The organism is Pantanalinema sp. (assembly GCA_036704125.1).
Taxonomy (GTDB): domain Bacteria; phylum Cyanobacteriota; class Sericytochromatia; order S15B-MN24; family UBA4093; genus JAGIBK01.
This window is the reverse complement of sequence record DATNQI010000096.1, coordinates 38,539-51,493: the sequence shown is the minus strand read 5'-3', so window position 1 is coordinate 51,493 and position 12,955 is coordinate 38,539. Positions and strand designations below refer to the sequence as shown.

Below are 12,955 nucleotides of genomic sequence, written 5' to 3'. Positions count from 1 at the left end.
CAAATGGATTGCCTGCCTTAGCGAGTCCTTCATACCCGGATCGCGGTGGCGGCCTCTTGCGGTTATGTTAAGCGGAAATGAAGCTCGAGCGCCTGCTGGTCGAGCTTCGCCCCGAGCCGATCGAAGACGGCGGCGGCTTCCTCGCGCTTGCGATCCGCCGCGGCGCGATCGCCCATCGCCGCCAGGATCCGAGCCTCGACCGCGGTGGCGCGGGCAAGCTCGATGGGCGCGCCGGCCTCGCCGAGGGCCGTTAGCGCCTCTCGGATCGCCTGCCGGGCCTCGACGAGCTCATCGCGCTCGGCGTGAATCAGGGCCGCGGCCGTCTGGGTCAGCCCGACCTGGGCGTCGCTCTTGTTGTCTTGCGCCTGGGCGAGGGCTTGCCGCAGTGCCTCGCGGGCCTCGGGATCGCGCGCGCCGAGATGGTAGGCCTTGGCGAGCGCCGCCAGGGCCTCGGGCAGGACCTCGACCGCATTGATGCCGCGCATGATCCCGATGCCTTCCTGGAGTCGCTCGATGGCCTCCTCGGCGCGATCGCCCGCCACCAGCACGAGCCCCATGCCGACCGCGGCCACCCCGGCCCCGAACGAATCCTGGATCTCCCGGCTCCGGTCCAGGGCCTGCCGATGGAAGTCCAGGGCCTGGGCGAGATCGCCCCGGTTGCGCAGCAGATCTCCCAGGTTGTTCATCTGGATGATCTGTCGGCTCACATCGCCGATCTGCTCGTACAGGCGCAGGCTCCGCTCGTAGTTCTCGGCGCAGCGCGCCCAGTCCCCGAGCTCCAGGTAGAGGGCGCCCAGGTTGTTGAGGCTCGAGGCCACGCCGAACACGTCCTGGATCCGCTCGCGCAGCTCCGCGGCCTGCATGTGATACGCCTCGGCCGCGCTCAGCTGGTTCTGCCGGTAGCAGACGATCCCGAGGATGCTCATGGCCATCGCCGTCTCCTTGGGATGCGCGTCGTCGTTCAGGGCCGCGAGGCTTAGCTGGCAGAGCGCGACGACCTCCTGGTAGCGGCCCTGGCGAAACAGGCTGAGGGCCTGGTCCAGGAGGATGCGCGCCCGCACGAGGGGCGCCTCGCATGCCAGGAGGTCCGAGAGGCCTTGCTCGTAGTAGGCCATCGCCTCGCCGTACTGGCCCTGCAGGTTGTAGATCCCCCCCAGGCGGCGCATGGTCTCGGCACGCTCGTGCGGCTGATCCTGCTCGGCGAGCACCGTTTTCAGGTGCGCGATCGCCTGCGCGTACTGGCCGGTGGTCGAAAGCAGCTCCGAGAGGGCGAGCAGGACCTCGGCGCGCGAGGGCGTCGCGCTTAGGTCCGTCCCGCGGTCCATGAGGGCAAGGCACTCCTCGAAGCAGTGAAGGGCTTCCTGGTTCGAGAAACCGCGCAGCGCCTTCTCGCCGGATCGAAAGAGGTAGTAGAGCGCCTTGGAGGGCACCTCGCCGAGCAGGAAGTGGCGCGCGAGCACCTCGGGGCTCTGCTCGCAGCGATCGCCGAGCTGCTGCTCTAGCGCCTGGCCCACCTTGCGGTGCAGGTCCCGGCGCGTCGCGAGCAAAAGCGAGTTGTAGACCGTCTCGTGGATGAGGGCCTGGTAGAATTGCCACTCGCCGGACGACCTGCGATGCAGGAACTCGGCGCTCACCAGCGCATCGAGCGGGTCGGCGACCTCGGGCTGCTCGGAGACGGTCGCGATCAGGCCGGGCTCGAAGTTTCGCCCGACGACCGAAGCCAGCTGAAGCACCGAGCGCAGCGAGGGACCGAGCCGATCGAGGCGCGAACGGATGACGCCGCTCACCGTGCTGGGCAGCTGGCTCGCGGCGGTCTTGACGACTTGCCAGGCGCCCGTCGCGTCGCGCTCGAGCACGCCCGCCTCCTCGAGCGAGCGCACGAGCTCTCGCAAGAAGAGGGGATTCCCCTCGCCCCGCGAGAGCACCTGCTCGCCGAGCTTGCGAAGCTCCTCGGGCCATGCGTCCGGCTCCTGCGGCAGGCCCAGCTGGAGCGCCACCAGGGCCCAGCTCTCGGTCTGGTTCAGGGGGCGCAGGACGAGGGTCGTTTGCGCGATCGGGACGCGCCACCGCGTCAGCGGGCTGCCCTCGACCGGCCGGGCCTGGCACAGCACGAGGACCCGGCTCTGCTGGAACTCGCGGGTCGCCAGGGCGTCGAACAGGGACTGGATCCACTCGATCGAGGCCTCGTCCGCCCAGTGCAGGTCCTCGAAGTTGAGGAGCATGGGCCGCTCGCGCGCATGGCCGAGCAGCAGGCCGTTGAAGGCCCGAAAAGCCATGGTGCGGCGCTGCTGCGGGGTGAGCTGAGCGAACTCGGCGCTCTCCGAACCGATGCCGAGCAAATAGGAGACGGCCAGGATCGTGCGCTTCCGGTCCTCGCCGGGCAAGGGCTCGAGGGCCTCGACGCGCTGCCGCAGGCGCGAGCGGATCCCGTCCGGCGTCTCCTGCTTCTTGACGCCGAGCCAGCGAAGGATGAAGTCGCTCAACAGGGCGTAGGGCGTCGCCTGCTCGTAGGAGATGGCGCGTACCCGCTGGGCATCCACCTCGCGCGAGGGATCCAGGCCGAAGACCAGGGCGCTCGAGAGCAGGGACTTGCCGATGCCGGCCTCGCCCGATAGCAGGACCACGCCAGGCTCGGCGGCTGCGGCCTCGGCGAAGGCCCGCTCGAGGATCGCAAGCTCGGCCTCTCGCCCCACCATGGCCACGGGCTCGATCCGCGCAGCGGGCTCGGCCTTGGGGCCGACCAGCTCGTAGACGAGGACCGGATCGACCTTGCCCTTGACCCGGATCGGCTCGAGGGGGGCGAAGTCCATGGCCTGCGTGGCGTGCCGGTAGGTCTCGTGGGTGACGAGGACCTTGCCCGGGCGCGCGGCGCCCTCCATCTGCTGGGCAAGGTTCACGGTGTCGCCCATGACGGTGTAATCGCGCTTCTGAGCGCCGCCGACCGCACCCGTGACGACCAGGCCCGTGTGGATCCCGATGCGCACCTTGAGGGTGATGCCGGTCTGGGCCTGCAGCTCCTCGGCGAAGGCGGCGGCGGCGAGCTGCATGTCGAAGGCGGCGCGCACCGCCCGCTCGGGATCGTCCTCGTGGGCGATGGGGGCCCCGAAGAGGGCCATGATCGCGTCCCCGATGTACTTGTCCACCACCCCGCCGAAGCGATAGATCGGCTCGGTGAGCACCGCGAAGAACCGGTTCACGATGGCCGTGACCTGCTCGGGGTCGAGCTTCTCGCTCATGGCGGTGAAGCCCGAGACGTCCGCGAACAGCACCGTGACCACGCGGCGATCACCCGCAGCCTCGGCGGCGCTCTCGGCGTCTATCAGCTGGCGAACACCGCACTGCGCGCAGAAGAGGGCATGGGTGGGAAGCTCGTATCGGCAGGCGTGGCAGTGCAAGAGGAACCTCGTCTCGTCGGGCCTTCAAGTATAGCGCGCGCGATGAGCAACGGCCAACTTCCCGCCTGCCGGCCTCACTGAAGGACGATGCCCACGCCGGGGTTCGGAAGGGGGGAGGGCTCGGGGGGCAGCGTCGGCAGCGGCTGCGGCGCGGCCTGCTGGCGGACCTGCTCGGCCTCCTTGAGGACCTGGCCCAGGTCGACCTGGTCGGCGACCGCCTCGAAGAGGGTCTGCGACGGGTTGCCCGCATCCGGGACGAAGGCGCCGATCTTCTCGACCAGCTGGCCGATGACGGCCGTCTGGAGGCTCAGGGCCGTCCCGGTGTCGATCTGGTCGAGGTTCGCGCTCGCCGCCTTCTGGGTGAGGGCCTTGACGTGGCTCGTCAGCACCGCCGAGGCGGTCGCGGTCTCGCCGAGCAGGGTCTCGAAGCGGGAGCTCTCGCTCAGGGCGCTGCTCTGGTTCAGCACCGCCACCGCCTTTCCCAGGCTCGTCGGCGAGACGCCCTGGGTCAGGGTCGCCAGGCGCTGGCTCTTGATGCCCTCGAAGCCCTTCTCGACCTGGAAGTCGGGATAGGCCTCGGTCATGAGGGTGGAGGCGAAGGTCACGAGGGTGGATCCCGGCGTCACGTCCACCACCTGGCGCTTGTCCTTGACCGAGGCGATGGTCGCCCCGAGCGGGGCCGCGAGGAAGCCCGCCACGCCCTGCGGGTTGCGCAGGATCGTCTGGATGATGAAGGGATGGCGCGCCCCCTGGACGACCATCCGCAGCGAGTAGCGGCCCTGCGCATCCGTCAGCGCCGTGGCCTTGACTTCCCCGGTGAGGGGGTCCACCACCTGGATGGTCGCGTTGCGCACCGCTCCGTCCGCGGTCCACTCGGCTTGCAGGGCCTGGATCCGAAGGCCGATCAGCTGGATCCGGTACGGCGCCGTGGCCAAGGGAGCCACGGTGGTCAAGGGGGCCACCGTCGTCAAGGGGGCCACGGTGGTCAGGGGCGCGACCGTGGTCAGGGGGGCCACCGTGGTCAGGCTCGGCGGCAGCCTGACGGCGCCGTCCAGGCTGAACGCGCGATAATCGGGCTCCGAGCCAGGACCGAAGCCTTGCGCGTTGCCGAGGGCCACCCCGAGCCCGTACAGGCTGCAGCCCGCCAGGGGGAGCATCGTCAGGACGATGACGCCTCTTTGGACCGCGCGCCGCATGCCACGTCCCTCCCCCATCGCCCTAGAACCCGCTCAGGGCGAACGAGGCGGTGATGACCCCCGCCTCGCGGCCGTAGACGGCGCTGTAGGTCCGCTCGTAGCGGTAACCGATGGCCGCGCGATCGCCCCAGAAGGTGATGCGCGGGTTCAGGCTCACGCTCCAGAACGAGGGCAACGCCAGGCGGCTGTCCCCGAGCTGGGCGAAGCCGTGAGGCATTGCCGCCGCGTCGAGGGCCAGGCCGAAGGGACCGAACAAAGGACGCCGGTAGTCCGCGAGGAAGGCCACCCCGTGGAAGACCTGCCAGGGGGCGAAGAGGAAGGCGGGATCGGTGCCGGGCGCCTTGGCGCCGCTCATGACCTCCACCAGGCGCGCGGCGTACCCCACCCCGAGGCCGAGCGCGCCGCCGAGCATCTCGTAGGCCAGCATCCCCCCTACCAACCCTTCGGTCTCGGTGCGCTGGTGGATGGTGCCGGGGAAGTCAGGATCGGCGATCGAATAGCCGCCGCGCGAGAGGGTGAGTAGCACCCGTGTGTCCATGGCCGGCTGCCAGCGCCAGCCGAGGTGGTAGCGCTCGAAGGAGGAGATGCGAAGCGAGAGGGCTTCGGGCGCGTAGGTCTCGGAGGCCGGCCCCCGGGAGAGGCCGAAGCGCATGCCCTCGTCGCTCGCCAGCGCGGGAGCGGTCGCCTGGAGCGCGAGGCCCGAGGCGAGAAGAAGGGTCGCTGCGTCTTGGCGCATGGCTAGATCCCCCCGGGCCAGGGGCGCAAGAGCCGCAGCTGGTGGTTGTCTCGGTCGGCGATGACGACCTCCTGAAAGGGGGTCAGGGCGATCCCCCACGGGAAGGAGAATTTCCCGCTCACCGTCGCCAGGCCATTCTCGAAGCCCGAGCCGGAACCGCCCGCCAGCGTCGAGATCTGGCCGTCGTAGCCCAGCTTGCGGATCCGATGGTTGCTCGAGTCGGCGATGAGCACGTTGCCGGCCGAGTCGATCGCAACAGCGCTGGGATTGGCGAGCTGGGCCGACATCCCGGCGATGAAGTCGGCGTTGAAGCCGGCGGTCCCGGTGCCGGCGATGGTCGCCATGGCATCAGCGGCAAGGCCTTGCCCGTAGCGGTTCCCGGCGACGGCCGGGAGCAGCCGCACGCGGTGATTCATGGTATCAGCCACGACCAGGTCCCCCCAGGAATTCAGGGCCACCGCGGTTGGATAGGCGAGCCTGGTCGACGTCCCCGGCATCCCGTCCCCATCGAAGCCCCCGATGCCCGTGCCGGCGATCTTGTACAGCGAGTTGGCGGCCATGGACTTGCCGAAGTAGGAGCCCGCGGCCACCGGCACCATGCAGACCAGATGGTTGCCGCTATCGGCGATGTACAGGTTGCCGCTCGCGTCCACCGCGACCCCCGAGGGGCCACTCAGCTGGGCACTGGTCGCGGGATAGCCGTCGGTGCAGGGGCCGGCCACGCCGTTGCCGGCGAACGTGGTGATGGTCCCCGACGGATTGACCCGCCGGATCTTGTTGTTGGTGGTGTCGGCGATGTAGAGGCTCCCGAGGGGATCGAGGGCGAGCCCGGTGGGATACTGGAGCCTGGCGGCAGTGGCCGGCCCGCCGTCGCCGCTGTTGCCGGGGGATCCGTCGCCCGCCACCGTGTAGACCCGGCCCGCGTCCATGGCGACACCGAAGTACGTGCCTGGCACCTTGGGGACCATGCGGACGCTGTGGTTGGCCCTCTCGACGAAGAGGACGCTCCCCGACGCGTCCATCACCACGCCCGTGGGCTGGTTCAGCAGCGCGCTTGCGGCCGAGGTGCCGTTCGGGCTGAAGCCGGTGCCGCCGCTCCCCACCAGGGTGCCCAGGGTCCCGCCCGTCGGCTGGACCGAGAGGGTCGCCACGTTCGGCCCAGCCACCAGGGCGATGGCGGTGCTGCCCGAGGCGATCAAGGATCCCGACGCCCCCCCGTGGAAGAGGGCGGCCTCGATCGAGGCCGAGCCGACCGGGACGCTGAAGCCGACCGAGAGCGACGCCGCGCTGGTGGAGAGCGGCGACGAGACCAGCGGCGCCTTGAGGTGCTGCGAGCTCACCGTCACCACCACCGTGTCCCACGCGGCCGGCGCCGGCAGGGCCTGGACGCGGCGCTCGAGCTCAAGGGCCAGGTCGATCCTCGCCTGGTAGAGGCCGAGTCCCGGAGCGATCGCTTGCGGGGCGCGAGCAGCGGGACTCACCGTCGCCGGGGCGCACCCGGTGACGGCCAGCGCCACGATCATCGATCGCCTAAGGGCGCGCATGGCGTGACTCGGCCTACTGGAGGTTCACGTCGATGTGGGCGCCCCGCTGCACCAGGACCCTGCGCGTCCGGCGGCTCACGACGCGATTGGACGCATCCAGCCCGACCAGCGAGACCTCGCGCACCCCTTCGAGATCGGCCGGCGCGAGGGCCGGCACCGTGACGGTCTGGCTCGCCGCTGCCGTCACCGGCGTGGAGAAGGTGGCGTTCAGCAGCGCTCCGCCCAGGTCCCGGAACTCGGTGTAGAACTTGGCGAAGGGGGAAGGCAGCTGGAAAGCGGTGAGCACGTCGATCGGCTCTCCAGCCATCAGCTGCGGGAAGCCGAACGAGGCGGTCGCCGAGCTGGAGGAGGCGTAGTAGACGGGGCTGTCGAACCAGATCTGACCCACGGTGTTGATGTAGATCGAGACGGTCGCGTCCCGCCCGGCCTCGAGCCTGATGCTGTCCGAGGCCCCCTGGCCGACGATGGCGTCGCCGGTCGCCGTGAGGCTGACAAGCAGCGAGTAGTCCGCAGAAGGCGGCAGGCCCGTGAGCACGGGGGACGTGAAGACGTTGTTCGCCGGGACCCCTGCGCGCAGGACCGTATCGGTGCGCGGCGCCTTGAGCCGCGCCGAGTTGACCCTCAGCACCAGCTGGTCCCAGGGATCGGCGTCCGCGACCCCCTGCGTCGCGAACCCCCGGCGCATGTCGACCACGCGCATGGTCAGCGAGCCGAGGCCGCTCGCGTTGGTGAAGAGCTTGACCTTGGGGACGCTCGCGCCTGATTGCTGCTGCTCGGGCCCGGCCGCAGGGGCGATACAGCCCACCAGCGTCAGCGTGGCAGCGGCCATGACAGCCAGAGCGTGGCGAGTGGGTTGGAAGGCCATGCGGAATTCTCCTGCTCGAAAACGAGAAAACGTGGGGACACCCATCCCTTCAATACCCTTGCCTGGCAGTGGATAATCCAAGCGCAGCGTGATGTTTCTCACGCTGCGCTTGAGGCATCGGGCACCTTTGGCCTACTCGAAAACCACCTCGACCCCCTTGGCCGGGGTCGGCGAGGGCAAGGGCGGCAGCGAGGGCAGGGCGGTCTTGATCTGATCCCCGTCGGTGCGGGCCTGGCCCAGATCCACTTGCTTGCCGACTGCCTCGAAAAACCCCTGGGTGCTGTCCGCGGAAGGGGGCGTGGTGAGGCTCGCCAGGCGATCGACGAGCTGCCCCAGGATCGCCGCGTTGACCCCGGGGGCCTCCTCGGTGATGCTCGCGGCGCCCGTCGCCTGCTGGGCCAGCTTGCGGACCTCGTAGGTCATGACCGCCGAGGCGGTGGCGGCGTCGCTCAAAAGCTTGTCGAAGGAGTCGGCGTTCAGGGTGCGGCTCTGGTCGAGCAGGCTCGCCGCCCCCTGCAGGCGATGGGGGGGGATGGTCCCGACCATTGCGGCGAGGCGCCCGCTCTTGATCCCCGCATACCCCTTGGTCATGTCGAAGGTCGGGTAGGCGTCGCTGAGCAGCGTGGTCGAGAGCGCGACGAGCGTCGAGCCCGCGCTGAGATCCAGGGAAGGGCGCTTGCCCACCGGCAGCGAGACGTCCACGCCCACCGGGGCTGCGAGGAAGCCCACCACCTGGCCGCGAGCGTTGCGCAGGATCGTCTGCGCCATGTAGGAATGGCGCGTCCCCTTGAAGACCAGGCGCGTCGCGTAGAGGCCGTCCTGCCCCGTCGTGGCCGTGGCTGCAACCTCCCCCGTCTCGAGGTCGACGAACTCGACCAGCGCCTCGCGCACCCCCTCGGGGCCGAAGCTGGTCGCCTGGACCGAGCGGATGGAGCTCGGGGCGTAGAGGTGGACCCCGGCGAGCGGCGCCACGGCGAGCAGGGGTGAGACCACCGTCAGGGGGCTCATTTCTGCGAGCGCCTTCGTGCCGCCGAGGGCGGCGGGCACCTGGACGTGGCCCGAGAGGACGCTGATGCGATCGGTGGCGATCTCGCTGGTCGAGCGGCCCTCGGTCGCGCCGAAGCCCATGGAGGAGGCGAGCCCGTACACGCTGCAGCCGGCCAGAGGCGCGAGAACCCCGAGCAAGAGGCCCAGCCGGAGGGCGAGGCGGCTCATCGCGCATCCTCCGGCCGGGAGCCGGCGGCCTTGGTGAAGGCGTCCCACGGGCTCCAGAGGCCGATGCCCACGAGGCCGACCCCGCCCGCCACGCGCAGGGCCTGGTCCGAAGAGCCCGAGCCCAGCTGGGTCAGCCCCAGGCAAACGGCGGCGAAGCCGAGGTGCGAGAGCCCCTTGAGCAGGTCGCCCTGCAAGACCTGGCCGGTGCCGGGCACGACGAACGAGGCGCCGACCGGCACGTAGTGGGTCCAATCGGGGGCGGCCTCTTGCCGGACCTGGGGCACCGGGGCGGCCTCGAAGCCCGGAGCCGCGCCGGAGAGCGCCAGGGTGGTGGTCAGGGCCGCAATCATGAGGGGCATCGCGATTCTCCTGTTCAGAAGCCCGAGAAGCTCATGCCGAGCGTCACGCCGCTGGATTCGCGGTGGAAGGGATCCCCCATGGTGCGTTCGTAGAAGTAGCCGAGGGTCACCCGCTGATCCGGCCAGAGGCTCAGCCTCGGCTCGACGCGAAATGCCGTCAGCCAGGGCATGCGCGTGCCGTCGTCGATGTGGGCGAAGGCGTACGGCACCCATTCCAGATCCAGGCCGACCCCGAGGGGCCCGACGACCTGGCCCCGGAGGGACTGGCGAAGGAGCGGGCCATGGAAGAGCTGCGAGCCGGCGAAGAAGAGGGTCGGGCTGGCGACCGCCTGGCTGCTGTCCGAGCGGGTGAACGTCGCCCGGTAGCCGAAGCCGGTGCTGCCTTGGAGGGGGCCCATGGCGTAGCGGCGGGAGAGCGCCGCCGCCACGCTCGTCTCGCTGCGCCGGTGCGTCACCCCGGCGTAGTCCGGGTCGTCGTAACGGTAGCCGCCGTAGCCGAGGCGCAGGGGGACGCCGTAGTCGCCCATGCCGGGCTCCCAGCTCAGGCTGAAGCGGTTGGCCCAATCGGCGCCGCCGATGAGGGCCTGAGGGGTGTAGCGCTCGGAGGTCGGACCACCGGCGTAGCCCAGGCTCGGGGCCGGGAACTCCCATGCCGGACCGGCCTTGGCGGCAGGCGCGAAGGGGCGCGCATGACCTCCGCCGCGCGGCACCACCGTGACTCGCTGCAGCACCGTCGCGGTGGGGCGCATGGCGCCCGCGCGCCTGGGGTCGCGAGGGGCGATCAAAAGCTTGATCCCCACGCCGCGGTAGGCGGGATCGGGCTCGGCGAGCAGCGGCACGCGCCCCTCGATGACCAGGTGCAGGCCCTGGATCTCGGGATCGAAGGCGGCCACGAAGGCGCTGAGCAGAGGCGAGTTCTCGATCTGGGCGTAGAGCTCGGCGAAGGGGAAGTCCGCCCGGGGGATGTCAAGCACCACGCTCTTGCCCGCGTGGGAGATGGAGGTCATGGGCGCCCGTGGGCCCTCGAACGGCAAGTAGATCGCGCTCTCGCTCGGCTCGTAGCGGATCTCTCGCACCAGGGTGATCGCCTGCGGCGGCGCGGCCAGGGCGCCATGGGGAAAGGCGCCCAGCGCGAGGCCGAGGATCAAAGCGAGGCGTCCAGGGTGCTTCATGGCGTGGTGGTGCTCCGGATGCGCGCGCGATCGGAAACGTAGAGCGAGGCCGAGGAGGCGTCCACCATGAGGCCCATCCCAGCGGGGTCGAGCAGGGAGGTGAGCTGCGCGGCCCGCGATGTCACGACGTCGAGGGCGCCCCCATCCCCCCACGCCGTGGCGATGAGCTTGTTGCGCAGGGTGACGACCCGGACCACCTTCGCCCCGGTGTCCATCACGTAGAGGTGGCCGCCGTCGAACGCGTCGTAAGCCAGATCGACGGGGCGCTTGAAGGTCGCGCCGGACGCAAGACCGCCGTCCCCCTCCGAGGCCTTGGCGAGGTCGCCCTCGGATCCGGTGCCGGCGAGAACGGTCGCCTGCTTTGTGGCGACGTCCAGCGCCAGGATGCGATGGCGCCCCGTATCGGCGACGTAAAGCAGGCTGCCGTCGGCGCTGAGCGCGAGCCCCTGAGGGTTGCTCAGCCCCACGCTGCCGGTCGTGACGCTCACGGTGGTCGCGACCGGCAAAGCCAGGTTGGCGACGCTGATGAAGGAGAGGGTGTCGTTGTTCAGCGAAACGTACAGTTGCTTGCGAACGGGGTCGTAGCACATGCCGCTGGGCTCTGCGCCCAGGTCAGGCAAGGCGGTGACGTCGTTCGTGGTTCCGAGGTTCCTCACCATGCACACCCGATCGTTGTCGGTGTCGGTGAAGAACAGGACATCCGCGCCGCTGTCCAGGCCTGGCGCGAACGCGAGCGCGCGAAGACCGGCCCCCGGAACGTAGATCAGCGAATCGACGCGGTCGCGCGCCGGGGTGATCGTCCGGATGCGCGAAGCGCCGGCATCCGCCACGTACAGCGTGCCGTCGGGAGCAAAGGCGATCCCCATCGGTCGCTTGAACTTGGCGTCGCCGGGAAGGCCGCCATCCCCCCGGTCCGAGGGCACGGTGTCGTCGGCCTCCGAGCCTCCCGCGTTCGCCAGGACGTGCGAGGTCCAGGGGAAAATGGTCGCCAGCTGGATATGGGCCTGGGTCGCGTCGTTGGCGCGCAGCTCGAGCCCCGCTTGATAGCCCAGCGCGTTGCGCAGGGGCCCATCGGCTGAATCGACGTAGGTGCTCGCATGGAGCGCGTAACCGGTGCCCGGGCGCGTGTTGGGGAAGAGAGCCGCCGACGAATCGGCCGACCCGCCGGCCACGTCGAAGCTTGCCCGGGCGAGATCCTGGTAGCGGTCGGACACCAGCGTCGCCGGGTTCGAGAGGACGAAGCTCGCCGTGGCCCAGGCCGTCGGAAGCGTCTGAACCCCTCTGCCCGCCGATCGTAAGCTGACGCGGATCCCGGCGGACACCTCACGCTGAGGCCCCATGAGATCGAACCCAGGCCCCCGCGAGACGACCGGGCCGGGAACCGTGCAGGCGGTCAATGCCAGGACCAGGGCCGCGATCGCGAACGATTTGGAAGGTGAGTGGCGCGTCATCAGGACAGTGACCTAATCGAGCGAAATCTGGCTCGAGTTCCCGATCGAGGCCCCCTTGGAAACCGTCATCACCCTGGACTTGCGGGCGATCACGTTGTTGGACGCATCGTAGCCGAGAACATAGAGCAGGCCGGAGTCCGAGTTCCCCGTGATGGCGGGAACCTGCCAGCTCAGGGTCGTCGGCGTGGTTCCAGCGGGAACGGGCACCACGACCGAGCCGAGCTTGGTCGCGTTCAGGTTGGTGCCGAAGAAGTACACCTCGACCGACTTCAACAGCGGGTTCTCGCTGGCCTTGACGAGGGTGTTGACGGTGACGGTGTCCCCCGAGACCACCTCCATCGTGTCGAACTTGTTGCCGAAGGTGCTCGCGGTCAACTGGACGTTGCCGATCGCGTTGATCTTGACCGGCACCGTCTTGTTTTCGCCGGCAGCAAGGGTGATCACGTCCGAGACTCCCTGGGCGCGAAGATTGTTGGCGGTATAGGAGGTCTTGTAAATGTCGGCGCGAAGGACGTAGTCGCTTCCCGGGCGCAGGCCGGTGAACGCGGTGAGCCCGGAGACCGGCTGGCTCGTCGCGCCTCCAGGAAGCGGGAGGGCGATGCTCGCGGTGGCCTTCTTGGGGGCCGTCAGGTTCGCGGCGGAGGTCAAGGTGAATTCGACCCGGTCCGCGTCCTCGAGGTCCGTGACGGTCTGGATGGCCTGGCGCATGTCGACCAGCGAGACGTTGAGGCTGGCATAGCCATCGGTCGTCGTGAAGAGCGGAAACTCGGCGGGCGTCTTGGGCGCGCTCGCGACGCCACTGGTGCAGCCGACGAGAAGCAACAGGGCGAGGCCGCAGAGAGGCAACGATCGACCGAAGGCGGTTCGCATGGGAACGACACTCCTTAAAATCTAAGCGACGGACGGGTGGCTAACTTCATTAGGGGCTTACCGACCGTACCCTGAAATCCTGAATTAATACTGAAACGAACCATCGGGTGACGTCGTACAAATTTACCCTCGGCAGAAAGTCGCTAAACCAT

Annotated in this window: 10 protein-coding genes; all 10 read right to left on the bottom strand. The window is 69.5% G+C overall.

Going from position 1 to position 12,955, the window contains the following annotated elements; translation table 11 throughout:
* Positions 1–62: 62 nt before the first annotated feature.
* The 10 genes from V6D00_14995 to V6D00_14950 all read right to left on the bottom strand — a co-directional run bounded on the left by V6D00_14995 (position 63) and on the right by V6D00_14950 (position 12,803).
* On the bottom strand, positions 63–3,395 hold the full coding sequence (locus tag V6D00_14995; protein ID HEY9900481.1) for an adenylate/guanylate cyclase domain-containing protein: 3,333 nt from the start codon (positions 3,393–3,395) through the stop codon (positions 63–65).
* 74 nt (positions 3,396–3,469) lie between these two features.
* Entirely contained in the window at positions 3,470–4,591 is a 1,122-nt protein-coding gene (locus V6D00_14990; protein ID HEY9900480.1) for a hypothetical protein, read from the bottom strand.
* Positions 4,592–4,613: 22 nt separating this feature from the next.
* Positions 4,614–5,327, bottom strand: a complete 714-nt coding sequence (locus V6D00_14985) for a hypothetical protein (GenBank protein HEY9900479.1) — start codon at positions 5,325–5,327, stop codon at positions 4,614–4,616.
* Between the two features lie 2 nt (positions 5,328–5,329).
* Entirely contained in the window at positions 5,330–6,871 is a 1,542-nt protein-coding gene (locus V6D00_14980; protein ID HEY9900478.1) for a hypothetical protein, read from the bottom strand.
* A gap of 13 nt (positions 6,872–6,884) precedes the next feature.
* On the bottom strand, positions 6,885–7,736 hold the full coding sequence (locus V6D00_14975; protein ID HEY9900477.1) for a hypothetical protein: 852 nt from the start codon (positions 7,734–7,736) through the stop codon (positions 6,885–6,887).
* A 132-nt stretch (positions 7,737–7,868) separates the two neighbouring features.
* Positions 7,869–8,951 (bottom strand): hypothetical protein, encoded by a 1,083-nt coding sequence (locus V6D00_14970; GenBank protein ID HEY9900476.1) that lies wholly within the window; start codon positions 8,949–8,951, stop codon positions 7,869–7,871.
* Positions 8,948–9,310, bottom strand: a complete 363-nt coding sequence (locus tag V6D00_14965) for a hypothetical protein (GenBank protein HEY9900475.1) — start codon at positions 9,308–9,310, stop codon at positions 8,948–8,950. Before V6D00_14965 ends, V6D00_14970 begins: the two co-directional genes overlap by 4 nt.
* Positions 9,311–9,324: 14 nt before the next feature.
* Positions 9,325–10,482, bottom strand: coding sequence for a hypothetical protein (locus tag V6D00_14960; protein HEY9900474.1), 1,158 nt, complete (start codon positions 10,480–10,482; stop codon positions 9,325–9,327).
* On the bottom strand, positions 10,479–11,933 hold the full coding sequence (locus V6D00_14955) for a hypothetical protein (protein ID HEY9900473.1): 1,455 nt from the start codon (positions 11,931–11,933) through the stop codon (positions 10,479–10,481). The genes V6D00_14960 and V6D00_14955 overlap by 4 nt, the downstream gene beginning before the upstream one ends.
* A 12-nt stretch (positions 11,934–11,945) precedes the next feature.
* Complete coding sequence (locus tag V6D00_14950) at positions 11,946–12,803, bottom strand: hypothetical protein (GenBank protein HEY9900472.1); 858 nt, start codon at positions 12,801–12,803, stop codon at positions 11,946–11,948.
* Between the last annotated feature and the right edge of the window lie 152 nt (positions 12,804–12,955).